This window comes from Nocardia sp. NPDC058114, from assembly GCF_042884695.1.
Classification (GTDB): domain Bacteria; phylum Actinomycetota; class Actinomycetes; order Mycobacteriales; family Mycobacteriaceae; genus Nocardia.
The window spans coordinates 113238-138574 of sequence record NZ_JBHVTK010000014.1 but is presented as its reverse complement, the minus strand read 5'-3'; the positions used below and the strand labels follow the sequence as shown (position 1 = coordinate 138574).

Here is a 25337-nt window from a genome sequence, read left to right as displayed (position 1 = left end):
ATCGCAATGTGCAGCCCGGCCACACAGGCACGACCCTCAGTACTGCATGCAGCGGTCTACCCACTCGGTGGTAGCACCAGGTCAGTGACCGGCCACGCACAACCGGGCTGGAGAGGGCTACGGGTGGACGAGGCATCGACGAGATCGAGACCCCGGTCGGTCGCCCATGGCCGGGTCGCTGCGATAGCCACAGTGAGGTACCGAGCCTGATGGCGAATGGGATATCGAGTTGATCGAGCGCGCTATCAACGGCATCGAGCTGCCCGGCGGACTCGGGGGATCGGGCGGGGACCCTTCCTCGATTGAGCGGCCGTTCGCCGCGGGGTCAGTGTTTGTGGTGCTCGTATCCAGGACTTGTCGAGCACCCCGTTTGCTACATCTAGAACAGGTTCGAAAGGCTCACGGCGAGAGCGGGTTAGGGGAATGATGGTGCCATGACCGCTGGACGCGTTGCTTTGATCCTGACCGCTCTGACCGTGACGGTGCTAGCCGCAGCACTGATCGTGTTGAAGTGGGACGATGCGAACAAAGTGTTCACCGCGGTCGCGGCGCTAGCCGGTGTGGCCGGAGTAGGGGTCGCGATCTGGGCCGCTTTGGGCGCGAAGCCCCGAAAGAGCGTCAAGGTCAAGAAATCCGGTAATGCGATTTCCGGCCCGAACGGAGTCGCGGTCTCAGGAGCGAAGGTGGCCGCGACGCACGATGGTGAGGTCGCTGTCGTCGACAGTGGCAAAGCAGATGCACGGCTCGGCGGCTCGGCTGTGTCCGGGGCCGACGTCGACTAGATCATTCGATCCCCGACGAGGGCGGAGCATGAAGTTCAGGCGATCTCAATCCGAGGTGGCGGATTCGGGAAGCGCGACGGCTGGCCCCGGTGGGCATGCCGTATCCGGCATCCACCACGACCACAGGATCTACGCCGACCATGTCACATACGCCGGCCCCCCGCCGAAGCGGAAAGCACCAACGGGTGTCGTAGCAGCAGGTGTTGCGGGTGTGTTGGTCGCTGGAGCGGCTGCTGTCTGGTTTCTGTTCGGGTGGGAATCGAGACCCGATGGCAGCGCTTTCGTGGTGCAGAGCGTGACCGGGCCACCGGGATCCCCCAGCGGAGACCGAACGTTCGTGTTGGAAGACCGACGCAAACTCAGCTCATCGGAATTGGATGCGATCAACTCGGTGTCGAACGCTGGCGGGCGTCAGGCTCTCGTTGAAGTGGTACCCGGCGGTGTCCCGGAAGACGTTGCCACGATCGTGATGACCGTCAGCACCGAACGTTCGGAGGAGGTAAGAATCACCGGTATCCGCGCCCTGAAGGAGTGCGGAACTCCGTTCGACGGAACCTATTTCGACGGCTATTCTCAGGGAAATGTCGACGCAAATGTCGAGATCGGAATGAATCTCGACTCGCCCGAAGCGTTGGCCCAGCCGATCATTGCCAAACGGCCCGCTGGCGAGCCGTTCTTCAAGAAGAACAGTCTCCCGCTGACCGCTGGCAAGTCGACGACCCTGACGATTGGTGCGTTCACCTCGCGTCACGGTTGCTCCTTCCGGCTGGAGGTGAAAGTTACGGCAAGCGACGGTGAATCGACCTATGTGGTCGATGACCATGGACAGCCCTTCAAAGTGACTTCGAAGGTCGCCGTCGCAGGGAAGTTCCCTCTGGCGGGGTATCAAGCCGCATACATGCAGGACGAAACCTATGGCTGGCAGTCGGTTGACCCTTCGACCTTCGAAGGGCGATAGATGAAGCACCGAAACGGGCGGCGTCGAGCTGTGGACCGAGGGGCGTGGATGGGTCGGCTGGGAGCCCTCGTCGCTGCGGTCGCGATGGCCGCGGCGTGTAGCACGGGTCCTGCTTCTGGGCCTGTCCGCGGTGCGATTGCCGAGGATTCAGTCTTCTACTACTACACCAGCGATGAATTGATACTGGTCCGTGGACAGACAACACTGGCCCAGATTTCACAACCTTACGACTTCGGCAATCCTGAACAAACGAGTGTCGTCTGGACGAACTCGGGTGATTACCTGGTCTCGTTCGTGATCGAACCGATCCAGGGCTCCACGAAAACCGCGAAGTACCTCAATTTCACCAGTACCCGAGATGGGGCACAGGGCCGCGTCCCATGCGAGTGTGAAGGACTGGTGCCTGTCGGCGCCAACGGCGTCGTAGTCCTGTCGGTGCCATGGCGAAACGCCTACTTGTACACACCCGACGCGAAGCGCGGAGAAGAAGTCCGCGTGCCCGCGCGCGATCCCAACCTCGTCAACGGCGGTCAATGGCAGGTCATTGGGCAGATGAGAAGCAAGTACCTGCTGGGACAGATCGCCAGCGTGAGCCGCGATCGCCAACAGGACCACCGACTCCAGCTTCAGACGATCGGCACCGACGGTAGCGACTCGCAGGTAATCGCCACCGGCATCGACTCCGGCCACACGCCCGTCATGGCAGTTCCCGAAAATCCAGCCGATGGCGTCAGCGGCATCGCGATCGTCCAAGCCACACATGGCCACGGCTGCGCGAAAGACAGCCCTGTCATTGTCGTTGCCGCCGATGGCAAAGTCGCCACGACAGACATGACCAACGCGTATCCACCCGGCTATGAGTATGCCGTTCAGGGCGGGCTTCTTCTGCGCGACCTGACGTGGAGCCCCTTCGATTCAACATTCCACGCCGAGGTGACCGCCTGGCAATGTGAGCCAATCCCGAACAGCATCCAGCAGCGGGCGATCAACACAACGAGCACGCGGTGGGTCCTCGACAACGGATCCTGGGTCGTCGACACCTGGCCTACGAGCAAAGTCGTCAGGCAGCTCGACGCGCTCGGCACCATGCTGACCATCGACAAGCCGCGCTGTGTCTCATCGGGCGACCCCGAGTACGACAATCACCCGGAACGCCGGACACCGGAGTACTGCGTCGTGGGTGAGCTGTACGTGTCCACCGCCGACACGAGGAAGCTGTTGTCCGAGAAGGCCATTGCGGTCTCGGTGGCACCGAGATCGCCGGTCCGTCCCGCCTGAAGGAACCAGAACGCCGGACCGATCCGCGACTTCACTGTCGGATCCAAGGTCCGGCACCCCGGGTTACCTAACGAACGGTGCCCGACGCGGCGCTGGTGGGCGCCGGCTTAGTGGCCCGACCCGATTTTCATGCCGGGCCACGGCGGCGTCTACGTCGTGGTGTCGGCAACAGCATTGTCGTCTTCGACGTGGGTGAGGTAGTCATCCACGGTGATGTCGGTGCGCGGCGCAGCGGTGGTCGGGGCGGGCTCGTACGGGGGGATCGGCGTGAGGTTCATGCCTACTGTGACGCAGTGAGCGCATTCCCGGTTCCACTTGGACACCTGCCAAGTTTCGTCGGTGGCCGACCGTCGTCCGGCACCGAGAACGATGACGGTTGGCGGTGAGTGTCCGGGTGGCGGGCCGGTACGACAGCCAGCAACCATACCGAGGGTCAGTAGGGCTTGTCGCTCCTGTAGTCGAGCGGTGGGGGAGGGCTCTCCGCGATCTCGAGCAGATGACGCATCCGGTTCAGGACTGCTGCCGCTGATTCGCCGGGAGTGAACCCGACGTGCGGCATCGCGAGGATGTCGAGCACCGCACGCACGTCGCGAAGGCTCGGCGGGTCCGACGATTCAGCGACCAAGCCGCGATGCACGTTGTCGGCGGTGATGTCGGTATCGGGCTCGATCTGATCGATCCACCAACGCCACGATCGCAGCTTGCTCAGCGGGGATCGGATCGCCATCATCAGCCACCACGCTGATCACCGTAACCACACACACGGCATTCGCGCGATAGGACCTGGCGGGCTATTCGGGGTCACTAGTCGGTGGGAGCGGGAACCAGCCATTCGGCGCGCGCGACCCAGGTGATGCTGCCAGGAACATCGGCGACCGGTTTGACCCTGATGCGGTCGGGCACCCCGTCGGCGTCGACCTCGAGCACCTCGAGATCGGTCACCGTGGCTTTGCCGAGCACACGCACCCGGTCACCTACCTGAAAACTCATTCCCACAAGATATCGGGACGGCCGTACCAAGGTAGGGAGGTGGTGCCGACGACAAGGATGCGGCGTCGCGCCAAAGGGTGCCCCGCCTGCACCGCGATGTCGGATCCTGTCTCAGTCGACCCCGATCCCCGAGCCCGCCGTCGACTTCTGGGACACGCGCACCTCGTTAGCCTGCGTAACCGGATACGATGCTGGCACTCGCAATTCGCGAGATGTACCGCAAGCAGCCCGAGGCCGATACCCCAGCCGTGGTGCATGCTGGTCCGGCCCGCAACCTACGGGCTGGACCAGTGCCGTCACGAAGTAGGAGTGCTCATCTGGCTGACCACCGCATCTGTCACTTGATCAGGACACCTGTCACCGAGAACGCGCGATATGCGACAGAAGCGGACGTTCGTGACCGCGCGCCCAGCGGCAGAAGAGCGCGTTCGATCCGAAGCACTCTCGACGATGCCCTGCCGATCGCTCGCAGATCCGTCAGTCTCGGACGCCCGGAGGGCGGCGAAAGCGATCACGGCTTGCCAGGCGCCGAAGTCTGCGGAAGTACTGGCCGCGGAACCGACGCTGCATCGTCTCCTGATGAACGTAGCCAGGGTCAGCACACGCTTCGTAGTACGAATTCTCTGCTTCGTCCCGTCCACCATCGGCATCGACGATTCGCGCGAGTGAGTCCTTGGACTGCGGATAGTCGGGGAACGTGACGATCCAATCGGTCTTCGATGCTTCGTCGTCCGCCACTTGATCAGTATGGTGGGCCGTTCCGGGGTCACTCGTCCATCGGGTCTTCTTCGGCTCTATCCTCATACCACGCACAATCATCGTCCCCATTTCCGATATCTGGGATTCACGACCTCTAGGTGGATGCTCATGGCGCCGCCCATTAGGGCAATGATCCCGCTGGGCGTTGACCATTCGATCTTCTCGCCTGCGATCTTCTCGTCCGGCTCACCTAGCTCCCGGGTCAATTGGGCCGAGAATTGATCGAACAGCTGTCGAAGGTGCTCTACCTGATCCTTCGCTATGTCGGTGACATAAACCGAGATCTGCAGTATCGACTCGCGATCTCCTCCGTACTTCCTGAGCAGGAACCCGTCGCACGATACGTCAGCGTGAGGGATGTTTACATCAAGATCGGTAGCGAGAGAATAGGATTCGCGATTCCTCCCGAGGAACTCCCATCCAACTACGCTCCGGAACCGCTCGACGTCCTCGTCTGCCCAGGTCCAAGAAAAAGCCTTGGCGGCTTTCGCGACGCGAACCGCCCCTTCGATATCACCATTCAAGCCCACAGTTTCCTCAGCCTCGTCACACAGTCGGCAAGCGAGTGTAGCTCTCCAGCCCCACCGCCCGGCGGTACAGACAGGCACCCCTGAAACACCTGTACCACCGGGCGCACGACCCTCAATTCGGCATGAGCGGACGGTCTATGACGGGCAACGCGCCAAGCAACTGTCAACCGGGCGGGCGGTGACAACGGCGGGTGGTGACCACAGCGATGAAAATCTGGTGATAGATCGCGTGATCAACGCGGCGCATCTCACCAGCTGATAGGGATGCCACCCGATACGTTTCATCTCCAGCCCGACGGAGGAGAACCTGGGCAGCTGGCTCTAGCGCGGTCGCTCCCGAAGGCACTGTGCAGCGTCCAAGAAGTGACTAGGAACCCCATCGGCGCTGTTCGGCGGATCGAAGTTCGTCGGCCACCGCGTTTGTGGGGTGTAGAAGATCCCTGTCAGATTGGCGCGACCGAGTTCGCCCCCGGTCGTCTGCCAGTGGAGCAGCGCATCGGTCAGGTCCGCGCCGTAGAGGTCCGCGCCGGTCAAATCTGCGAGTAAGAGTATGGCCTTGTTGAGGACAGCGGATGTGAGGTTCGCGCCCCGCATGATTGCGCCCCGATGGTCGCTACTATTGAATTCCACGCCCGTCGCATCGGCCGAGGAAAAATCGGCCCAACGAAGATCGCGAGCCCAGAAAGTCGCTGTCGCGAGTTCGGTATGCCCGAAAGTTGCGCACTTCAGGTCGGTCCCATCGAAATGTGCGCCTGGCATCTTTGCTCCGTCGAAGGCGGCGCCGGCGAAGTAGCCCGTCAGGCGCGCATCGGCCAGACACGTTCCGCTGAGGTTGGGCAATGCATCCGCATCGTGATCGACGTTCCGTCGGCCGAGGACTGTGAGTGCTGCTTGAACATCGATTGCCGTCTTCGGAAGCGGACCTGCGTACTTCCAACCTCTCGGCATGCTGTCGTCACGAACCAGGTCCGGCAGGGTGCAGTCCGGCGCGTTGGCCGGGGCTTGTGTCCGGATGAATCCACTGAGGATTTCGATGATTGTCGGCTGGTCTTTGGTCGAGTCTTTGGCTAGGCGCTCCAGTGAGTAGATACCGCCGAGCCGAACGTTGATCTTGTCGGAGCCGAGGTTCTCAACAGCGTTGGTGAACCGCTCAGTCACCTGGCCCTGCTCGGACAGCCCGTACTGGTCACGCGTGGACTGTAGTGATTGGGCACTGAACCACATGGCAGCTACCGCGGTTAGGGCAGTCGCGATCGCCGCGACCCTAGCCCATCCGTCCCACCGAAGTACTGACGACAGAATGTGGCCAATCCCGGGGCGCTGTTGAGGTTGCGGTGTTGATTCCGCCCCGAGCGCGGGCGGCGTCACGGAGTCAGCGGCGGATTCCGCCGGGAGTTCACCGGAGGTGCTGTCGTCAGTGCTCAAAACCCACCACCTACTGTCCAGGGGGAATCCAGCAAAGTCACTGGTTGCACCAGCATCTCTCGCCTTATGGCTGTGAACGCGCGTAACCGGGTACTTGGTTGTCCGCGATTCACGCCGAACCCCCGGCCCGGCCGCCGATAAGGGCCCGGTCCCTGGGCAATCTCGGGCGGCCAGCACGAAGACGGTCGGACTCGCGTGGGCAACAGGTGGCCGATACCCCCGCCTCGATGGTGCTCCGCCCCGGTTTCACCGAAGACGGGATCAGCGGAACAGCGCGTCTGGTTGCGGCAGGCGCAGACGCCGTCGCGGCGCCAACTTGCCGACCAAGAGCTCCTGGCCGAGATCGTCGATATCCATACCAGCTCCGGCGGAACCTACGGGTCACCACGCGTCCACGCGATTCTGGCTCGGCGCGGGTTCTCGGTCGGACGCAAACGAGTCGAGCGACTGATGCGAGGGGCGGGTTTGCAGGGCGCGTTCCTGCGTAAGAAGTGGTGACGGGCTCGACCCTGCAGGATCGGCGTGCCATCCCGGCTCCGGACCTGGTGAATCGTGACTTCACTGCCGGCGAGCCGGACCGCTTGTGGGTTGCCGATGCCACCCGCATCGTCTGCGGTGAGGGTGTGTTCTGGCCGGCCGCGGTCCGGGACGCTTTCTCGAATCGGATCGTGGGCTGGAAGTGTTCGGACCGCTGCGACACCGAGCTGGTCCTCGGTGCTCTCGAGTGCGCGGTCTGGACGCGCGATGTTCGTGACGGGCAGCTGGTTCATCATTCCGACCGCGGGTCGACTTACACGGCGATCCGTTTCGCGAACCGGTTGGCCGACAATCGGATCGCGCAGTCCAGGGGGTTGGTCGGTGACAGCTACCACAACGCTCTCATGGAGAATTTCTTCTCCACCTTGAAGACCGAGTTGGTGTATCGGAACAGTTGGCGGACAAGGGAAGACGCCGAGAACGCCCTATTCGCCTACATCGATGGCTGGTACAACACCCAGCGGATCCAGAAGAAGCTCGGCTGGCGATCACTCGACGAGTACGAAGCCATCTATCATCACCGGGTTCCTGCTGGAACCAGATAATCCGCTCTCCGGACTAGCGGGAGAACCTCAGTGACAACAGTGATCGAAATCTGGTGACAGATTGCTGATCAACGCACCGCGCCTCACCAGATCGGGCGTTACGAGTGGTGACAGATACGGTGGTCAGGCACAACCCAACGGGCCGGCCGAGGTCAGGAGTGGTCCGCGCTGGCGGGGCCTTCTCTATCGATCGAACGGGGAAGCCGCCGAGCTGAATTCGATGCCGTACGTGCCTCCGGGATACACGGTCAAGATCAGGAGCCCGCCGCGGGCGGTGTGATAGCGGATCATCTCGATCAACGTGATGCCGTCGTGGGCTTTGGTGAGGGAGATGTATTCGGCGAAGTCGTCGCCGCCGACCGCGGTGGGCGAGAAGTCGAAGTGGTCCTCGTAGCCTGCCGCGTAGACCACTTGCGTCGCGCCTTCTGGTTCGGCCGGGTCGGCGAGTTGGCGCGGTGTGCCGTTGGACAGGAGGTAGGTGCCTTGGTCTTTCTTCCACACCAACGCCGGCGGGACCGGGTCGGGTTGGTCGTCGGCAAACGCGGGCCAGGAGTGCTCGGTCGTGGCCATCGCGTGCTCAGCGATCACGCTGACCTGGCGCAGCGGGAACCACAACTCGAACTTGCCCATTCTGACATTCATCAGCGATCCCTTTCTGTCGGTGGATGATTCAGCGTCCGGCGCCCAGCCCTACGAGTAGCTGGTCGACGTCGGTGACCAGGTGCGCGCGGCCGTCGTCGATGATGGCCGCGCAGCCTGCCCACGCGGGGGCGCTCGGTGTGGGAGTGGGCAGGGCGAATACCGGGCGGTGTAGTCGGTTGGCCCAGCCGACGGCGTTGAGGGTGCCGCTGCGGATCCCGGCCTCGGGCACCACCATCCCCGACCCGGCGAGGGCCGCGATGACCCGGTTGCGGTGCAGGAACCGGTCGCGGGTCGGGCGGTCGAAGGGCGGGTACTCCGACACCAACACCCCACGCCCGGTGACTTTTTCGAACAGGTCGCTGTTGGATGCGGGATAGGTGTGGCCCAGACCGCTGGCGGTGACGACGATCGCGGATCCGTCCACGCTGAGCGTGGCGTCCAGCGCGGCGGTGTCGATGCCGTAGGCGCCGCCGGTGACGATCACCGAACCCTGTGCCGCGACCGCGGCGGTGAGTTCGTAGGGGGCCGCTCGCCCGTGGCTGGTACACGCTCGCGCGCCGACCACGGCGAGCCCACGAGGACCGGCTGGGCCGAGGTGGCCTGCTCCGCGCGCCCACAATGCCACCGGGGCAGAGCTGTTGACGCTCGGGTCGTCGAGCTCGGTGAGTTGCCGCGGCCACTCGGGGCTGTCGGGGGTGATCAGTCGGGCACCGATATGGGCGGCGTTGGACAGATCGCCCGCGGCGCGCACGGTCAGGCCGGGCGTAGTCCGGGTGAGGGCTTCGGCAGCCCCGGTCGGTCCCTCTGCGGCGAGCAGGATCGAGACAGCGCCGCGATGATCGAGGGCGGCGCGGGCGATGATCGCCCACCCCAGATGGCGAGCGCGTTCGGCGGTGGTGGACGAGTCCATGGTCGGAGAACCTTTCGGGACTGAGACGGGGAAGCGACGGCGCGTAAGTGCATGCGCCGCAGTCGTTTCGGGACAGGACATGTACGGCCGAACCTGCTGGACGGGATGTGGTTCAGCATTGCCCGATTGCCCCACTGAGGCGGTGGGCATGGCCGGTCCTGTTCACTCGCGAGAAGTTGCCAAAAGCCCAGACTTGCTCTGCGTTCGAGGTCGATTGCGAAAGTTGGTCGGATGCCTCGTCGACCGGTTCTAAGGCTGGGACGCCGTACCTGGGTGTCGGCGGTGTTCGAAACGACGCGGAGTTGAGGTCTGCAGCTATCACACCGCTGACCAGGACAACACCAGCTAGGCGAGGTCGGATCCTCGGGTGATGTCAGTGACACCGGGCTACCGCTGCCGGGTCACGCTCGACTACAGTCGAAAACACGCGGCGGTGGGGCTCGCCGCTCCGGACATGATGATCCGGAACAACTGCGGTGCGCCGCCAACAGTCCCTACCCCATCAGACCTGCCATACGGCGGGTCATGGAGTAGGAGACCCGCATGCCCGAAGCGCGTTCGCTGATCAACCACCCCGCTGAGCCGGTCGATCCCGATATCGACATGGGTCAGCCCCGCCAACGGCGCGAACTGGCTCGCAGCCACGGCGCGATCCTGGCCGTCATCTCCCTCGGCGGCGGGATCGGCGGCCTAGCCCGTTATGCGCTCACCCAAGCCTGGCCCGCAGCGCCGGACGGGTTTCCGTGGGCGGTGTTCACCATCAACCTGATCGGCAGCATGCTGCTCGGTGTGCTGATGGTGGTGGTCACCGAGGTCTGGACCGCGCACCCGTTGGTGCGCCCGTTCCTCGGTGTCGGCGTCATCGGCGGATTCACCACCTTCTCCACCTACAGCAACGACATCCACACCCTGTTCGGGCACGCACCGGTGACCGCGCTGGCCTACCTTGCCACCACCTTGTTCGCCGCGCTCACTGCCACCGGGCTCACCATCGCGGTGACCCGCCGCCTGCTCGATCGTGTCCAGTCCGAGGGCGGTGTCGCGTGAACACCATGCTCGTCATTGTCGGTGCGATGATCGGCGCTCCGGCGCGGTATCTGCTCGACCGCACGGTCCAGTCCCGTCACAACACAGTCCTGCCCTGGGGCACGATCACGGTCAACTTCGCCGGTTGCCTGATCATCGGCATCCTCACCGCTGCCGCACTGTCCACCCCGTGGGCGATGTTCCTCGGGCCCGGGTTGTGCGCGACCTTCACCACCTACAGCACCTTCAACTACGAAACCCTGCGTCTGGCCGAACGCGACGGCTACCGCCACGCCGCGCTCAACGTGATCATCAGCCTCACCGGCGGCCTGGCCATGACCGTGCTGGGTTTCGCCGCAACCACCGCGCTCATCCGATGACCCCCGGTGTCGTCCTCATCGGCTACAGATTGCGCGAAAGCTGGGAACATCGGTGTGAGTCCAGGTCAGAGCTATTTACCGGTCCCCGGCACCGCTATGATCGATAGCGGCGATGGAACTCCGCCGAGACTGCCCCACAAACGTCTGAACCGCCCCCGGTCGGGAGCTGATGGTCCCTTCCCCCTTTGAGGAAGGAGTCCGCCCACAATGACCTCCAACAGCGATCCCGAACCCGCGCAGCATGATTGGCGCACTCCGACCCGAGTCGACGGTCCCGCTGGCCCTCGTCCGCCGTCGAGTCACCTGGTCGTCGGGTTCGACCGCCACCACACCAGCCACGCCGCCCTCGAGTTCGCGATCGGGCTGGCCGGCCAGCTCAACGCCCACCTCCACGTGGCTCACGTCATCGACACCGACGACCTGCCTATCGACTCCGACGCCGCCGACTGGGACCACGCCATCACCGCGGTGATCGAGCACGAACGCGACGAGGCCTGTTCGCGATTGGCCGCGCTGGGCGGCAACTGGACCTACCACTGCCACCATGGCCAACCCGCCCACGTCCTGAGCTCGATCGCCGAGACCCACGACGCGGCCATGATCGTGATCGGCACACCGCGAGCAGGTCTCATGCCGCTGGTCGAACGGCTCCTCGGCGGATCGGTCTCGGCCCAGCTCATCCACCACAGCCACCGGCCCGTCCTGCTGGTCCCCGACCGGACAACCCCCACCACCGGGCAGTGAATTGCCAGGAAGGAGGACCTCCGTGGAGTTCGACGTCACCATCGAGATCCCGAAGGGATCACGCAACAAGTACGAGATCGACCACCACAGCGGCCGTGTCCGGCTCGACCGCTACCTCTACACGCCCATGGCCTATCCCACCGACTACGGATTCATCGACGACACCCTCGGCGCCGACGGCGATCCACTGGACGCCCTGGTGCTGTTGGCCGAATCGGTGTTCCCCGGCGTCATCGTGCGGGCCCGCCCGGTCGCGATGTACCGGATGACCGATGAGCACGGTGGTGACGACAAGATCCTGTGCGTGCCCGCACACGACCCGCGCTGGGACCACGTCCGGGATCTCGATGACGTGCCCGCCGCAGACCTGGCGACGATCGAGCACTTCTTCAATCACTACAAAGATCTCGAGCCCGCCAAGTTCGTGACCGGTTCGCAGTGGGTTGCTCGCCTGGATGCCGAAGCTGAGGTGCACGCCTCGATCGCACGCCTCGGCCACGACACAGATCACTGATGCCTCGGGTGCACCCGGCCGGGTTCGATCAGCGTCGCGACAACGACGGCGGGTTCTGTGGGGTCAGTGCGTGTTGGGGGCACCACTGTTCGACCAGCAGACGCCCCTGACCGTTCCCTGTGGGCACGGTGAAAGCCACGAGCCCGAGCCATGTCCCGTCCGCGACCCTTGCCCACGCGCGCAGGAGGCCAGGTGTGGTGTCTGCCAGGCGTAGGCCGCCTTTTCGGATGCCGAGGCGCACCTTGTTGACACCGAAGTGGGCCGGTCGGGTCACGATCGCGGTCCCGAGTTCGACGGTGACCGGCAGTGGTGGGTCGACGATCCGCCACATCGGCGCTGTCGGGTCCTGCGGCCAGGACTCGAACAACGACGCCGACGAGCTGTTCATCGTGGGGCCTGCCGGTAGCCCTGACAACCCTTCGCCGACCGCGGAAGCAAGGGCCATTTCACCGCATTCAGCCCGTCGACGCGGAACTGGCGTTGCCGGGGCGCGTCAAGCCGGGCGAGGACGTCATCGATCTGCTCGGCTGACAGGACTGCACCGCAGGCGGTCGCGGCGCGGAGATGCCGACCGACTGCGACCTGGGCGGCTGCGGTCGATTCCGGTGGCGGCGGCGGGGTCATATTCGGCACGTTACTCGCATTCGAACACATTTTCGATAGCGAGGTTCTGGGTCGAAGGTGTTGTGGTTGTCCACAGAGTTATCCACAACATGTGGATGCGGGGTGAGGGCGGCTCGTTACTGGATCGGTCGGGAATCAAGGATTGTTGTCAGGGTGTTCGCCGACGACCAGGTTGTTCCACAGCTTTCGAGCGGCGACGATCTTGGCGAGCAGGTCCATCCATTCGGCGGCACCGCCGTCGGGTGCGGGATCGCGGACCTTGCGCAGCCGCAGCAACGGCACCCGGCGAAGTGCGATTCCGGTTGCGGCGGGCCCGGATTCGTCGGCAGGCACAGTGAATATGTGGTAGTCGTCGAACCGTATCCAGGCCTCGTACCAGGCTTCGGCGGGCTTGCCCTCACGGCCCGGCGTGGCGTCGTTGTCTTCGGCAGAGGCCCAGAACCGGCAACGACACAGCGGATCGCCGCACCGGTTGAGCGGGCTGCCGCCGGTGGGGTTGTAGCGGTCGACGTGTCCGGCCAGCATCACGCACGCACGTCGGCTGTACCAAGCGCACTCGGGATGTAAGGCAGGCTCCACAGCCACACCGCGCACGTAGTCCGACGGGCGGATCATCAGCACCAGAGTCGCGTCCAGCGGTTCGCCGCATACCTGGCATCGCTTGTTGTGCAGCACCTGGCCGAGGCGCTGCGCGTCGATCCGGCCCCAGATCGGTCGGGTCCGATCGCGGTGTGCCAGGGTGATGTAGGGGACTACGAGCCCCGCCGAGACTGGCGAGTGCGCCAAGCGCGCGGGGATCGGAACACGCTCGGGCGCAGCCGAGCGTGAGGCGGGACAGCGGGGATTGTTGGGCAAGTGGTCCTCGAATCGGTCGATCCGGCACCAGAGTCGGTGTCGTCGGCGGTGCAGGGGTGGGCGACCAGGACGACCGTGGTGGCCCGGTCGGGGGTGAACGGGGTCTGGATTCGGACGTGGATCAGCGTGACCAGCGACGCGGCGGTCGGTGTGCCGGTGTTCCAGGGCAGGTACCGGTCTTCGTCGAGGGCGGGCATCTGGGCGCGCATCCACGCGGTGAGCTCACCGACGTGGGCGATCACGATGCCCAGCGTTTCCCGGTGTGCGGGTCGTGGTCATAGACCGGCACCACAGTCGGTGCGCCGACACGCACGGTGACCGAGTTCGACAGAACTGCTTGTTCACCGCCTGCCGCCCACCAACCCGGTGCGATCACCCACCGGCCATCCCCGTCACGGTGTGCGGGGACCAGCCGCCAGCTGATCCCGGTCTTGGCGATCCCGAACGGATCTGGACCCCAACTGGTTTCGTGGGTGCCATCGGGTGCGATGGTGTCGATCGCGGTGGCGTGTTCGATACGCACCAACGCCATCGTCGGCTCGTGATCAGGGCTGGGTTCGGCGTTGGGAAACACCGCTAGCGGGATGCCAGCGGCCGGTGAGTTGGCGAACGCGGCGTGCCAGCCGACGACCATGACCTCGCGCGCGGGATCGGGGACGGGGTGCAGGCGTGCGGTCCAGCGGGAGGGCTCGGCCGCGCCGAGGGCGGTGGTGCTCACAACAGCCCCCGCTCACCGTCAGCGGTGGCGCGTAGTTGCTGTACGGATTCGATGAATCGCAGCGGCACGATGACCGCTTCGCCGGAGTCGGTGGCCAGGCTGGCGTGGCGGGCGTGGACGGTGTCCACGCTCAACCGGGGCATCAGGTGTCCACCGCGGGTGCGGAGTGTGACCGGCCGGTGGTGGTGGCGGGCCTCGTGCAGTGCGGCGACCACCAGCGTCGACTCGATCGAACCGGTCACGGGATCGGCCGCCGACGCTGTTTCGTTGCCGCGCAGTTGGGTGAGTGCGGCGCGCAGTCGGTACCGCAGGGGAGGAATCGTCAGGGGATGTGTCATCGAGGGGTCCTTCGCGCAGAGCTCCACTCGGAGCAAGAAATGTTGGGGGTCAAGCGGTTTCGAGTTCGATGTCGAGTAAGTCGGCGTAGCGCTCGGCCTCGTCGGGGCAGGCGCACGTGCAGCGCGGGTAGGGCCGCTGGCATTGCACGCAAAAGCCACAGTTGATGCAGTGCGGTCCGTCGGTGCCGTCGAGGTCGACGAGGCAGTTTTCGCAGTAGCCCTCGTCGAAGCTGTAGTCATAGACCACGCCTTGGGGGAAGCGGCCTAGGTCGTAGGTGTGGTTGGAGTACCAACTGCCCGCGCGCCAGTGCCCGCGCTGTTCGTTGAAGATGTAGGTGGGGTGTTTGTAGGCGGGATCGACAGTGAGGATCACGGCTTTGTCGGTGTCGAGCCAGCGTTCGAACCGGGTGCGCCCTGCCCAGGAATCCAGCGACCCGAACGGCAACCGGGGCAGGAAGTCCTCGGCCGCAATCCGGGTATCAGAGCGATCATCACCCTTCAGCGGGTGCACGTGCTCGGGCAGGATCCCGTTGTGGGCCAACACGCTGCGCTTGTCGCCGCCGATAGCGAAGGGGTGACAGTTCGCGGTGGTGTGTTTGCCGTGGGTGGCGTAGCGGGAGTGGAACAGCGCCGGCCCGTCCGGGAACAGTGAGCGGGCTTGGGCGAATTCGGTGATCGTGGTTTTCGGATCCAGCCCGTGTCCGACGATGAGCCGGTTCCCGGCGTGGATTGCCCAGCCGTGCCCGTGTGGGTTTGCGATGGCCCCGGCGTCGAGGGCGTCGAAGTCGGCGACGATGCCGGGTTTGATGAAGGTCAGGATGCACATGCGAGGTCCTCCTGGTTGCCGGCGGACACACCCGATCCGATCGCGCCGAGTGCGGTAAGCTCCGCAGTCAGCGCCGCGTACTCCGGTCGTGTGGCGACCCATTCGGTGAAGGTGGTCCAGTCCCACCCGTGGTTGCGGGTGATGTCGTAGGCGCGCAGGGTGCGGGTGTATTCCACGGAGGCGTGGGCGAAGCCGAGGGCTGCCTGGACCTGTTGGCGCTGCAGTGAGCTGGCGAAGATCCGCAGCTCGAAGGTGTGCGTGGGGCGGGTGTTGATGGCGTGATAGCGGCCCCATCCACGGCCGCCGTGCGCGAGTTCCTTGGCGTTGGCGCGGATGTCGGGATGAAAGCCCGCCCATTGCGAATCTTGTCGGCGCGCGAGCGTGGTGACCTCGTCCTCGTTTCTGTAGACGAGTTTGAGCCAGCGGTAGACGTGGGCCGGGGAGTCGAAACCGGCCCGGGACAGGTGCACGTGGATGCCGACCTCGTCGTCGGTGTGGCAGCCCAGCAACCGCAACCGCGACAGCACCGACCACGGAAACTCCGCCATCGCGTAGTCGAAACTCATCGGATGGGTGACCAGCTCGAATCCGCAGCTGATCGAGCCGTCGTGCTTGAGGTAGGCCAAACGGCCGAGCTGGTCGTTCGCGGTCTCGACCGAGTCGTCGAAACCACTTGGTGTGGTGTGTAGTTCGAGCTCGAGGCCCAGGAACAACGGGCCGCTGCCGTGGAAGATCGGGCGCGGTATGTACTCGGAGTCGTGGACCAGTGAGTGGTCGGGGTGGTAGCAGTCGTCGCAGTAGTCGTCGCGGCCGCGTATGAGGGTCTCGCACCGGTCGCACTCGCGATAGTCGCGGCGGCAGTCCTCGCACACCGACCATCCATCGTTGATCGAGATCGTCTCGGCGGCAGCGAAGTTGCAGTCCTCGCAGGCGGAGTACTCCAGTGCGCAGGACTCGCACACATCGCCACCGGAGATGACCGCGACGTTGTAGCGGGCGTAGCGGTCGCAGTCGTCACAGACACTGAAAGCCGATCGGCAACCGACACACCGGTACTCGTCATCGGTCGTCAACGCGGTATCACGCGCGGGGAGATCACAACCCGCGCACAGCTCGAGATCGGCGACGCAACCTGAGCAGAGCCGGTCGTCCTCAGCGGTTTCGACCAGCTCCGCAGGCGGGTGTGGGGTGGAACAGGCCTCACATTCGGCGAGGTCGACTATGACAGCGGTGGGCATCGAATTCCTTCCCTGAAAACGACGAAAAGCCCGCACCGACGGGTGCAGGCTGAGGTGAAAAGTGTTGGGGCGGGGCAGGTCCGCTAGGTGCTCGGCGGGCGCGCCGCGGGCAGGGCGATCGATCGGTTGAGTGCGCGGTGGCGTGTGCTGCGGGCGCGGGGTTGGCGGCATTCGCAGTGCGGGAACCGGTTTTCGCAGGCGAAGCACCACCCGCATTTGGTGCAGTAGCGACTCACCCGGTAGAGGGCGATGTCGTCGCAGTTCTCGCAGACGTACCGCTGGGGGTAGCGCTGGCTCAGTGGCAGGTAGCTGGTGTTTGAGTACCAGATCCCGTTGTCCCACTGGCCGTTCGGCTCCCCGAATAGGTACACCTGCTGATCGAAGGCCGGGTCGACGGTGAGGATCAGCATCTTCGACGACCCCAGCCAGGATTCGAGCCCGCGGAATCCGCGGTGGGTGTCGATCGACCCGAACGGCTCGGACGGGAGGTAGTCCTCGGCGGCGATGCGGGTATCGGATCGCCAGTCGTAGGGGCCGGGGTGGACTCGTTTTGGCAGGATCCCGTTGTGCGCCAGCACCGTTCGTTGGTCTCCGGCGAGGCGGAAGGGGTGGCAGTTGTCGACGGTGCGGATGCCGTGGGTGGCGTAGCGGGAGTGAAACAGCGCCGGGCCTCGTGGGTGCTGGGCTCGGACGCGGGCGAACATGTCGATCACCTCGTCGGCGTTCATGCCGTGGCCGGTCACGATCGCCTGCCCGGCGATGACCGCGAACCCGTGCCCGTGCGGGTTCGACTCGGCACCGTGGCGCAACGCGGTGGGGTCGGGGGCGACGGAGGCGGGGATGAAGGTCAGGAGGCACACAGCAAAATCTCCTGTTCGCGGGCCAGATCGGCGAGTTCGGCGACCAAGGGTGCGTATTCGAGGCGGTGGGTCAGCCAGTCGGTGAACTGGTCCCAGTTCCACCCGCCGGCGTGGATTTGGGAGATGGTGAGGTCGGCGGTGTAGCGGATGGAGGCTTCGGTGAACGCCAATGCCGCTTGTACTTGGCGGGTTTCGAGGGAGCTGGCGAAGACCCGGAGTTCGAGGGTGTCGCGGGGGTGTGGGTTGATCGCTTGGTACCGCGGCAAACCGACGGCGTGGCGGCAGCCTTTCGCGAGGTGTTTCGCGCGAGCGCGGGTGTCGGGTTCGAACGGGGCGTAGCGGCTGACGCGCCGGGCCAGCATCGAGACCGGGTCCTGGTTGCGATAGACCAGCTTCATCCACCGAAAGATGTGGGCGGGCCCGGTGAACCCGGTCCGGGAAGCATGGACATGCAAACCGACACCGTCGTCGGTTTCGCACCCCATCCGGGCGAGCTTGTCGAGGAGCTGCCAGGGGAACTCGGTCAGGGCGTATTGGTAGGTCATCGGGTGGCACACGATCTCGAAACCCGAGGGTCGGATCGAGGAATCGCGCTTCAAATACCCGAGTGAACCGAGCGCGTCGGTGGCGGTAGCGATCGCGTCGTCGAAGCGATCGTCGGGCACGATGACTTCCAGTTCCAGCCCGAGGAACAGCAGCCCGGTGCCGTGGAAGATCGGATCGGGCCGGTAGGAGTAGTTCCACAACGCGTGCGGTTCAGCGCAACGGTCGCAGTCGCGCCGCCCCGGGATCAGCGTGCCGCAGTCGCGGCACGATCGCTGCAACCGAGCGCATTCCGGGCAGGCGCGTTGGTTGCCGACGACGTAGCGGCTGTGCAGGGTGTAGCGCTCGCATTGGAAGCACTGGTCGTAGAGCTGGTGTACGCAGATCCCGCACACGAACCCACCGGTATCGACCGGCAGATTTGTAAAGGTGACGTCCGAGCACGTCGCGCACGGGTGCAACCTGCTCACGCAGATCGAACACACTTGTCCTGCTTCGGCGGTGTCGGTGAGGGTGATCGAGCGGGCACGGCAGCGGTAGCACTGCGGGCAGCTCCGCACACAGCGTGCGCAAACGAGTCCGCCGTCCACGCCGACGCGGGTGTCGGGATCACGGGATCGACAGATCCCACACAGGTCGAGCAGATCGATCTCGGGCACAGCAAACAACCCCTTCCAGGAAACGACGAACGCCGCACCCGAAACCCGGGTACGGCGTGAAAGAGACAGGCGCGATGACGCGCGTTTGAGCGCGAGGTCAGGCGGCGCGGGCGGAGGCCAAACGGCAGTCGACGGGTTCGCCGTGATGGAGGCCCTCGCAGGTAACCAGCGTCAGCACACGTGAGGCCATTGCGAGCTTGCGGCGTGCGGTGGCTTCGAAGTCATCGATCCCGCTGGCATTGATGGCTTCGTAGTGCCCGTCAAGATCCTCGACTGGACCACCTAGATCGGGCAGTCCTGCTTGGCGCCACATCCGCATGTACAGGCCGAACGCTGTGGTGTTCAACGGCGTCACGAGGCTGACTCGCATCAGCAACAATGCGACTTCGACCGAGGTTCCGGGCTTGGTCGAGACTCCAGTCGCGACCCGCTCGATGAGCTCCCGAGCATGGGCCCGGTAAACGAACTCAGTCGCCATCCGTTCCTCAGTCGCGGTCAACAACGAAAAGCTGTGGTGCAATACGTCAGCCACATCGGGATGCCGCTGTTGCGCTCGACTGATCTCGTCTTCAGCCCAGTCTTGCTGCGCGAGTGTCGTTGTGAGGGCCCTGGTGAACTCTGGTCCGGCAATCTCGCGGAGCGCAAGTTCGATCCTGTTGAGTGCGTCGGTCATTGGTGTCCGTTCTGCGCAATCGGTGCCACGGGCGAACGCTCGTATTGGGGTGCGGCGCGAAGACCACTGGGTCCGACCCGCCGCAACGTGCGACATTCAGCGGACCACCGTTTCGACTGAGAGATGTTGTGGCAGACGTGGTTCCCTTCACAGCACTGGCAAGCCCCGCTGGCGGAGGCGTAGTCTGTAAGTGGAAGAGCCGCTGGTCGGGCCATTCTCAGGAGATTGAGATGCCTGCTGGCAAACAACGACGTTCCAAGCGCGATCCCGAATTGAGTCGGCGTTTGGACGAGGTCCATAACGTGATGAAGGTTCGGCGTGACGCAGCCGAACGCCGCGAGACCGCGACGATGGACGCGGTCCAGACCTACCTGCACGCTTCAGGATCGATCCGTCGGTGCACCGCGATACGCGATCAGCGTGTCGGAGAGCTCCGCAGCCGGATCGAACAGTTAGAACGCGAGCATCAGGCCGAGGTCGCTCGGTGGCGCGGGCAGCAGGCCGGTGCGGTGACGGCAATGCGGGAGCTGGGCGAGTCGGATACAGGCATCGGCGAACTACTCGAATTGACCAGCAAACAAGTGCGACAACTCATGGCCTCGGCCCGAGCATCCGAGCAAACACGAATCGATCCCGACGGCCTGAGTACCGTGCCTGGCCTTGCTATCGACGACAGGGGCGAGGTTGGTCAGAAGAGTTCGCGGGCAGCATTGGCCGTGGACCCGCTGAGAGGTCAGAGCTTGGCGTAGCCACCGGTGTTCCAGACGTGCCAACGGAATTGGCTCGGAGCGAGTGCGATGCGGTAGGGGATGCCGGGCTCTGTCGGGTAGGGCCAGTAGGCGACACCGCATCGGTGGCAGTAGTAGCCGTGACTCCAGACTCCACGCGCACGGTTACGCCCGGCGTCGACCTTGCCGTTTCGGCGCGCACGCCGAAACGCGACGGTGAGGACCGCTACGACGGGGATCGACAGCAGAATCGGAAGTAGGTAGAAACCGAGCAGCGACGCCATCATTCGGATGGGATTGCTCGGCAGTGGCTTCTCGAGCATCGCCGCACTGCACAAGGCGAACATGATCATGACGAACACCAGCAGAATCGACCCAAGAACCGAGAGCCGTCCTGCCGAGGGCAGGACCGGTTGCCATGCCAAGCTTCTCGCGAGCGCAGAGCTGTGGCTGTAGTCGTGTGTCGATGCGCCAACGACAGGAACGAGGCCTCCTGGAGCGAATCCCATTCCGGTATGCATGCCAGTGCTGTAACCGCTGTGGGTTCCCTCTGACATGGCGGCGGGCACGCTCTGGACCAAGTCGATGCTTTCGCATTGCGGGCAGTGGATATCGAGGTTCACTGGTCCCCCAAGGACGTGGGTTTCGCTGGAGTTAGTACACGAGAGGTGATGCCTGGCAACGAACCGTGCATCGATCCAACACCGGATGGCGTTCAGTGTCGATGTGGCCTGAACCACATCGGCATAGTTTCGGGCGGGGGTGTGCGCGTGCTGAAATATTGTCTGGCCCAACCGGTCATAGGCTTTTTGCGTGCGCACGATCGCTGTCGGGGTGCGCACGCACAGTCGGCGGCTCGACCTCGGCGTGTGCACAGTCGGTGGCTGCGTGCGCACGCAGCCTCTCGGCGTCGCGCAGGATTCGGCTGACCGCCGAGCGGCTACATTCGAGCTCGCGAGAGATACGACTGGCATTCCACTCGTCGACATAGCGGTGCGTGAGAACCGTGGTGACAGTGCCGCGATCGCGCCGCCCGCCAGGGTCTTGTTCGCAGATCAATGCGGCCAACACCTCGAGATCGGGGCCGTGGCCCGCAGGACCTTCGAGGGCGGCATCCTCGACGGGCTTGGAGGCGCCTGGCGGTGGGGCCGGCAATGCGACTGGGGCACTGGGCGATGCGGGCAGTTCGGGCGTGGGCTGTGGTGCTGGGGCGGAGGTTGCCAACTCCGTGTCGGTGTCGGGCTGCTGCGTGTGAGCCAACGTCAGCAGGGCCAGAGAACTTTGGGTCATGCTGCCCTCAACGATGAGCGGCCAGAGCCACGCTTCGGCGGCGGGCACACCAGCGGTGATCGCCAGAGCCCGCAGCGCGGTGAACGACAGCCAGAACGCGCCGCCGGCGATGACCACGGTCAGCGCGGTCGCGGCGCGGCGAGCGGTAGGGGAGGCGGTGTGCGCACGGGTGAGCAGGGCGACACCGTGCACCGCGGCCAGCAAGGCCAGAGGAGGGATGACAGCGACGGTGGCCGCGACTGCAGGCAGAACGGTCGTATGCAGGACGGCTTGGGTTGCGTTGCCGACCACGCTGACTCCGGCGGCGATGCAGAGCTCGGTCCAGAAGAAGACGTGCGCACGGCCCGTGCGCACATCTTCGCGGGCAGTCGGCTGAGTTCGTGTAGATGGTGGTGATGAAGGTTGCATGGCTGGTCCCCTCGATCGGGGTGTTGATGGTCAGGACATTTCGGTGATCGGATGTGCCACGCGGTAGCCGACAGGACAGGCCATTCCGAGCGCGACGGTTGCCTTCAGCACCGCGATGGCAACGGGTGTGATCGGCCATTCGGGTGGTCTCATCGGGTCGGACGATTGGCACACAGAAGTTCCTCGGGTGCGCGGGCAACGACTACGGCGTCGGGTATGCCTCGTACGGCGGTCCAACAGTCCGGAAGATCGGGATAGGGGAGCGAATTCAGCTAGGTCGGCGCTGAGGGAGTCGGCTTCCACGTGCGCAGATAGCATCAAGTAATGTAGACATGCGAATGAAAACATGCAATTGTCGGTTCACCACATTGCGAATTCGGGCATCACTCACCAGCTCAAACGGCCAGAACCCCCAGAACGAACCCGTCGAGTCCGAACCCAGCTTCTGGAGCAGGCTTTTGGCTGGATGAGGATAGCGATGAGTGGGCGATCGAGCTCGCCGGTGGTCGCCTACCCAGATCTGTAAGGCCTACGGTGTTCTCGATCTTGACAGTCTTCGGGTTCGCGAGTCTGTCACGGAAACGAAGATCTCACGACGGTAGTAAGTGGTGCGTGTGATCCGCGGTACTTGCGGACTTTGCCCATCGTTTTTTGCGAGGTGGCGTCGTGCCTCGCCAGCCGTGGAAACGGTGCGTACGCTGGTGCGCCATGCGACGTTGCCGAAATTCTCGACGCGCACCTGTGGGCAGAGCGTGCTTGGCCGTGCGATTGCTGTCCGCGCTGCAGTCCCCGGGTAGGTAGATGCGCGGCCACCAAATCTGTGACGACACGGCGCATGACGTCTGTGCGAAACGACGACTTCTCCACGGGCCCCTGGAGGCGACGACGAGATGTAGCCCCTTCGATGCGTTCAGGTCCGCCGACCGCAATGCGGATCGACTGAACGGAGTATCGACTTCGGCGTGCGCACGGCGCGCAGAGCTCAACAGGAGTGTGCGCACGATCATGTGCACATAGATATTCAGCGTCTTGCACGATCCGGTTACGGCGGGCCGCGGGATAACTGGGGGAGACGCGGCTCGCGGTCCGGCCATGCGCGTAGCGGCGCAATTGAACTGTGCGTGACCCATGTCGCGATCACGCTACCTGCAGCTACGCAACTTCGACGCGTGCGCACACACCTTGGCGGAAGACTTTCTGGACCTATGGCCGTCGGACCCTGTCGTGCGCACACCCGGTGTCGGCAAATGTCCTGACCTGCAAGCGATCCAATCAGGCGACAGCAGAAGCGACGTGAGCTTGACAGGGACAGGATGGGCCAAATCAGCGCCCAGTCGACCAGCGACGGTTCGTCGCATCATGTGAATTGACTGGCGCCCAGACGAAAATTCAGGTTTCATGGACTGTGGAAGAGCCATTGACAGGGGTTACAGGAGTCTGTCATGTCATCTTCCAATCAACCCTCTTCGCCGAATTCGGCTAACCGCCCGGTCGAGCGTGATGATGGTGCCGATCCCGACGCGGTCCGCGTCGTCGTCCCTCGGGACCTGCCCGTTCTCAATGCTGCTGCAGCAGCTGCACTTTTGCGGCTGCTGCAGCGAACCCCGCGTTCAGACCCAGACGACGACAGTTCGGAGAGATCATGACTCAGCTCAGGTTCGCGTTCGCCGGACGCGTGTCGACAGAAGATCAACAAGACCCAGAAGCTTCCCGCAACTGGCAACTCGGGCGTGCCAACGCATTGATCGAGCGCCACGGCCGGGTTGTCGCCGAGTTCTTCGATGTTGGCGAGTCTCGCTCGATCCCGTGGAAGCGGCGACCCGAGGCCAGCCGACTTCTCGAGCTACTCAAGAACCCTGACCGCGGCTTCGACGCGGTAGTGATCGGAGAGCCTCAGCGTGCGTTCTTCGGCAACCAGTTCGGACTGACCTTTCCCGTGTTTGTTCACTACGGTGTCCAACTCTGGGTACCCGAGGTCGGTGGCCAGATCGACCCGGACTCCGAAGCCCACGACATGATCATGTCAGTCTTCGGCGGAATGTCCAAGGGCGAACGCAACCGGATCAAGATCCGAGTCCGCGCTGCCATGGCAGCTCAAGCGCGGGTGGAAGGCCGCTACCTCGGCGGTCGACCTCCGTACGGCTACCGGCTCGCTGACGCCGGCCCGCATCCGCATCCGGGCAAAGCCGCCGATGGCAAGAGGCTGCACCGTCTCGAGCCGGATCCTGTCGCTGCGCCCGTGGTCCAACGAATTTTCACCACATATCTGTCCGGTGTGGGTGTTTTTGCCATCGCCCAGCAACTGACGATTGATGACATCGCTAGCCCTTCGGCTCACGATCCTGCGCGCAATCGTCACCGCTCGGGTATCGCCTGGTCCAAGAGCGCGGTCCGAGCGATTCTGACCAACCCCCGCTACACCGGCTACGAGGTTTGGAACAAGCAACGAAAGCAGGAATCGCTTATTGATGTCGAAGACGTCGCCTTGGGGCACGAGACACACTTGGCGTGGAACGCCAAGGATCAGTGGGTCTTCTCGGATCAGCCAGCACACGAGGCCCTTGTTGACCGCTCGGCATTCGAGCAGGTGCAGCTTCTCCTTAAATCGCGTGGCCCTCAGACAACCGGGCGAGTCACCTCTCGGCGCAAGTACACCTACGTCTACAAGGGCCTCATCTTCCACGAAACCTGTGGGCGGCGGATGCAGGGCAACTGGAATCACGACAAGCCCCACTATCGCTGCCGCTACCCCTCGGAGTACGCGATCGCCAACAAGATCGACCACTCGCCGACCGTTTACCTACGCGAGGAGCAGATCGTTGGCTCCGTTGACGAGTGGCTTGCCCATGCCTTCGCCCCGGAGCGGATCGAACACTCGCTGCAGATGCTCGAGAGCGTCCGATCGCAGCACAATCCCGAAGTCGAGGTGGCTCAACGGCTGCTGACTGAGCAGAACCGAAGACTGGAAACCTATCGGGAGGCGCTCGAAGCGGGGACCGATCCACAACTCGTGGCCTCTTGGACGAGTCAGGTGCTCAGCGAGAAGCACGTCACCGAGAGTCGTCTTGCCGCGCTGAATCAGCAAGCAACCGGACACACGACGATGAGCAGGGACGAGATCAGAGACTTGGTCAGCTCCTTGGGCGGACTACTCAACGCCCTGCGCCGATCAGATCCTGCCGACAAGCATCAGGTGTACCGACAACTCGGCGTGAAACTGACCTACAACGACAACACACGGATGGTGATCGCCGAAGCGATACCATCCGTGTGCGTAAAGAACGTGTCCGGAGGGGGACTTGAACCCCCACGCCCTAATACGGGCACTAGCACCTCAAGCTAGCGCGTCTGCCATTCCGCCACCCGGACTTGCTGGTGTGCCAAAAGATTATCCGACGCGCCGTCGGAAACCAAATCGCCTAGCTGACCTGCTGTTTGTTTAGGTTCTGCACTGGGCGCTGAGATCAGACCGGCGCGGGATACCGGGGGTCCGCGGTGTGGTTCGGCGTTGGTCTGCGCCCGGCGCCGTCCAGGTGTCGGTTGGACCACCGTGAAGC

The 25337-nt window shown here is 64.1% G+C and carries 30 protein-coding genes, 1 tRNA gene, 1 pseudogene and 1 riboswitch; of the genes and pseudogenes, 11 read left to right on the top strand and 21 right to left on the bottom strand.

The genetic code is table 11. From position 1 onward, the window contains the following. Nucleotides 1-434: 434 nt before the first annotated feature. Genes ACFVVI_RS32965 through ACFVVI_RS32955 form a run of 3 tightly spaced genes read left to right on the top strand, consistent with a single transcriptional unit; the run spans nt 435 to nt 3018 of the window. A complete protein-coding gene (locus ACFVVI_RS32965) occupies nt 435-782 on the top strand; it encodes a hypothetical protein (protein ID WP_387448507.1) in 348 nt (115 codons plus the stop codon). 28 nt (nt 783-810) lie between these two features. After that, nucleotides 811-1740 carry a hypothetical protein gene (locus tag ACFVVI_RS32960; protein ID WP_387448504.1) on the top strand — a complete coding sequence of 310 codons (930 nt, stop codon included), beginning with the start codon at nt 811-813 and terminating at the stop codon, nt 1738-1740. Nucleotides 1741-1788: 48 nt separating this feature from the next. After that, entirely contained in the window at nt 1789-3018 is a 1230-nt protein-coding gene (locus tag ACFVVI_RS32955; RefSeq protein WP_387448501.1) for a hypothetical protein, read from the top strand. Between the two features lie 149 nt (nt 3019-3167). On the opposite strand, the gene ACFVVI_RS32950 is transcribed toward ACFVVI_RS32955, so the two are convergent. The 6 genes from ACFVVI_RS32950 to ACFVVI_RS32925 all read right to left on the bottom strand — a co-directional run bounded on the left by ACFVVI_RS32950 (nt 3168) and on the right by ACFVVI_RS32925 (nt 6455). Continuing rightward, nucleotides 3168-3296 carry a hypothetical protein gene (locus ACFVVI_RS32950; protein ID WP_387448498.1) on the bottom strand — a complete coding sequence of 43 codons (129 nt, stop codon included), beginning with the start codon at nt 3294-3296 and terminating at the stop codon, nt 3168-3170. Between the two features lie 155 nt (nt 3297-3451). After that, a complete protein-coding gene (locus ACFVVI_RS32945; RefSeq protein ID WP_387448495.1) occupies nt 3452-3745 on the bottom strand; it encodes a hypothetical protein in 294 nt (97 codons plus the stop codon). 77 nt (nt 3746-3822) lie between these two features. Next, nucleotides 3823-4008, bottom strand: a complete 186-nt coding sequence (locus ACFVVI_RS32940; protein WP_387448493.1) for a hypothetical protein — start codon at nt 4006-4008, stop codon at nt 3823-3825. Between the two features lie 477 nt (nt 4009-4485). Further along, nucleotides 4486-4746, bottom strand: a complete 261-nt coding sequence (locus tag ACFVVI_RS32935; RefSeq protein ID WP_387448490.1) for a hypothetical protein — start codon at nt 4744-4746, stop codon at nt 4486-4488. A gap of 77 nt (nt 4747-4823) precedes the next feature. Beyond that, entirely contained in the window at nt 4824-5291 is a 468-nt protein-coding gene (locus ACFVVI_RS32930) for a DUF6301 family protein (RefSeq protein ID WP_387448487.1), read from the bottom strand. Between the two features lie 327 nt (nt 5292-5618). Then, on the bottom strand, nt 5619-6455 hold the full coding sequence (locus ACFVVI_RS32925) for a pentapeptide repeat-containing protein (RefSeq protein ID WP_387448484.1): 837 nt from the start codon (nt 6453-6455) through the stop codon (nt 5619-5621). A 600-nt stretch (nt 6456-7055) separates the two neighbouring features. On the opposite strand from ACFVVI_RS32925, the gene ACFVVI_RS32920 reads away from it, so the two are divergent. Together ACFVVI_RS32920 and ACFVVI_RS32915 are read left to right on the top strand one after the other, a co-directional pair. Then, a complete protein-coding gene (locus ACFVVI_RS32920; RefSeq protein ID WP_387448521.1) occupies nt 7056-7220 on the top strand; it encodes an IS3 family transposase in 165 nt (54 codons plus the stop codon). Further along, entirely contained in the window at nt 7217-7804 is a 588-nt protein-coding gene (locus ACFVVI_RS32915; RefSeq protein WP_387448481.1) for an IS3 family transposase, read from the top strand. Before ACFVVI_RS32920 ends, ACFVVI_RS32915 begins: the two co-directional genes overlap by 4 nt. Before the next feature lie 183 nt (nt 7805-7987). Here the strand turns inward: ACFVVI_RS32915 and ACFVVI_RS32910 are convergent, their stop codons facing one another. Both ACFVVI_RS32910 and ACFVVI_RS32905 read right to left on the bottom strand, forming a co-directional pair. Next, entirely contained in the window at nt 7988-8446 is a 459-nt protein-coding gene (locus ACFVVI_RS32910) for a DUF3085 domain-containing protein (RefSeq protein WP_387448478.1), read from the bottom strand. Between the two features lie 28 nt (nt 8447-8474). Continuing rightward, a complete protein-coding gene (locus ACFVVI_RS32905) occupies nt 8475-9356 on the bottom strand; it encodes a DNA-processing protein DprA (RefSeq protein WP_387448475.1) in 882 nt (293 codons plus the stop codon). 543 nt (nt 9357-9899) lie between these two features. On the opposite strand from ACFVVI_RS32905, the gene ACFVVI_RS32900 reads away from it, so the two are divergent. The 4 genes from ACFVVI_RS32900 to ACFVVI_RS32885 all read left to right on the top strand — a co-directional run bounded on the left by ACFVVI_RS32900 (nt 9900) and on the right by ACFVVI_RS32885 (nt 12020). Continuing rightward, on the top strand, nt 9900-10403 hold the full coding sequence (locus ACFVVI_RS32900) for a fluoride efflux transporter FluC (protein WP_387448472.1): 504 nt from the start codon (nt 9900-9902) through the stop codon (nt 10401-10403). Between the two features lie 5 nt (nt 10404-10408). After that, the gene (gene crcB, locus ACFVVI_RS32895) at nt 10409-10762 is read left to right on the top strand and encodes a fluoride efflux transporter CrcB (protein ID WP_387448518.1); all 354 of its coding nucleotides are present in this window, start codon (nt 10409-10411) and stop codon (nt 10760-10762) included. Between the two features lie 99 nt (nt 10763-10861). Beyond that, nucleotides 10862-10948, top strand: a riboswitch (Fluoride riboswitch). 21 nt (nt 10949-10969) lie between these two features. Next, nucleotides 10970-11506 (top strand): universal stress protein, encoded by a 537-nt coding sequence (locus tag ACFVVI_RS32890; protein WP_387448469.1) that lies wholly within the window; start codon nt 10970-10972, stop codon nt 11504-11506. Between the two features lie 22 nt (nt 11507-11528). After that, nucleotides 11529-12020, top strand: coding sequence for an inorganic diphosphatase (locus ACFVVI_RS32885; RefSeq protein ID WP_387448466.1), 492 nt, complete (start codon nt 11529-11531; stop codon nt 12018-12020). A 28-nt stretch (nt 12021-12048) separates the two neighbouring features. Here the strand turns inward: ACFVVI_RS32885 and ACFVVI_RS32880 are convergent, their stop codons facing one another. The 10 genes from ACFVVI_RS32880 to ACFVVI_RS32835 form a co-directional block, all read right to left on the bottom strand. Then, on the bottom strand, nt 12049-12465 hold the full coding sequence (locus ACFVVI_RS32880) for a hypothetical protein (protein ID WP_387448463.1): 417 nt from the start codon (nt 12463-12465) through the stop codon (nt 12049-12051). 314 nt (nt 12466-12779) lie between these two features. Beyond that, a complete protein-coding gene (locus tag ACFVVI_RS32875; protein ID WP_387448460.1) occupies nt 12780-13430 on the bottom strand; it encodes a hypothetical protein in 651 nt (216 codons plus the stop codon). Further along, nucleotides 13397-13741, bottom strand: coding sequence for a hypothetical protein (locus tag ACFVVI_RS32870; RefSeq protein WP_387448457.1), 345 nt, complete (start codon nt 13739-13741; stop codon nt 13397-13399). The genes ACFVVI_RS32875 and ACFVVI_RS32870 overlap by 34 nt, the downstream gene beginning before the upstream one ends. Then, nucleotides 13738-14217, bottom strand: coding sequence for a hypothetical protein (locus tag ACFVVI_RS32865; RefSeq protein ID WP_387448454.1), 480 nt, complete (start codon nt 14215-14217; stop codon nt 13738-13740). The genes ACFVVI_RS32870 and ACFVVI_RS32865 overlap by 4 nt, the downstream gene beginning before the upstream one ends. Beyond that, nucleotides 14214-14555 (bottom strand): hypothetical protein, encoded by a 342-nt coding sequence (locus ACFVVI_RS32860; RefSeq protein WP_387448451.1) that lies wholly within the window; start codon nt 14553-14555, stop codon nt 14214-14216. The genes ACFVVI_RS32865 and ACFVVI_RS32860 overlap by 4 nt, the downstream gene beginning before the upstream one ends. 49 nt (nt 14556-14604) lie before the next feature. Continuing rightward, a complete protein-coding gene (locus tag ACFVVI_RS32855; RefSeq protein WP_387448448.1) occupies nt 14605-15381 on the bottom strand; it encodes a class II glutamine amidotransferase in 777 nt (258 codons plus the stop codon). Beyond that, entirely contained in the window at nt 15369-16619 is a 1251-nt protein-coding gene (locus ACFVVI_RS32850) for a hypothetical protein (RefSeq protein WP_387448445.1), read from the bottom strand. The genes ACFVVI_RS32855 and ACFVVI_RS32850 overlap by 13 nt, the downstream gene beginning before the upstream one ends. A gap of 83 nt (nt 16620-16702) precedes the next feature. Then, nucleotides 16703-17479: a hypothetical protein gene (locus ACFVVI_RS32845; protein ID WP_387448442.1), complete on the bottom strand. Its 777-nt coding sequence runs from the start codon at nt 17477-17479 to the stop codon at nt 16703-16705. Continuing rightward, nucleotides 17467-18681 (bottom strand): hypothetical protein, encoded by a 1215-nt coding sequence (locus ACFVVI_RS32840; protein WP_387448439.1) that lies wholly within the window; start codon nt 18679-18681, stop codon nt 17467-17469. Before ACFVVI_RS32840 ends, ACFVVI_RS32845 begins: the two co-directional genes overlap by 13 nt. A 97-nt stretch (nt 18682-18778) precedes the next feature. Then, a complete protein-coding gene (locus ACFVVI_RS32835) occupies nt 18779-19354 on the bottom strand; it encodes a hypothetical protein (protein ID WP_387448436.1) in 576 nt (191 codons plus the stop codon). 230 nt (nt 19355-19584) lie between these two features. On the opposite strand from ACFVVI_RS32835, the gene ACFVVI_RS32830 reads away from it, so the two are divergent. After that, entirely contained in the window at nt 19585-20103 is a 519-nt protein-coding gene (locus tag ACFVVI_RS32830; protein ID WP_387448433.1) for a hypothetical protein, read from the top strand. On the opposite strand, the gene ACFVVI_RS32825 is transcribed toward ACFVVI_RS32830, so the two are convergent. After that, on the bottom strand, nt 20088-20435 hold the full coding sequence (locus ACFVVI_RS32825; RefSeq protein WP_387448430.1) for a hypothetical protein: 348 nt from the start codon (nt 20433-20435) through the stop codon (nt 20088-20090). The two genes, ACFVVI_RS32830 and ACFVVI_RS32825, sit on opposite strands and share 16 nt — an antisense overlap. 445 nt (nt 20436-20880) lie before the next feature. Further along, nucleotides 20881-21663: a DUF2637 domain-containing protein gene (locus ACFVVI_RS32820; protein WP_387448427.1), complete on the bottom strand. Its 783-nt coding sequence runs from the start codon at nt 21661-21663 to the stop codon at nt 20881-20883. 1759 nt (nt 21664-23422) lie between these two features. On the opposite strand from ACFVVI_RS32820, the pseudogene ACFVVI_RS32815 reads away from it, so the two are divergent. Next, a pseudogene (locus ACFVVI_RS32815) lies at nt 23423-24331 on the top strand (recombinase family protein); the annotation flags it as partial. Nucleotides 24332-25064: 733 nt separating this feature from the next. Here the strand turns inward: ACFVVI_RS32815 and ACFVVI_RS32810 are convergent. Further along, a tRNA-Leu gene (locus ACFVVI_RS32810) sits at nt 25065-25149 on the bottom strand. Between the last annotated feature and the right edge of the window lie 188 nt (nt 25150-25337).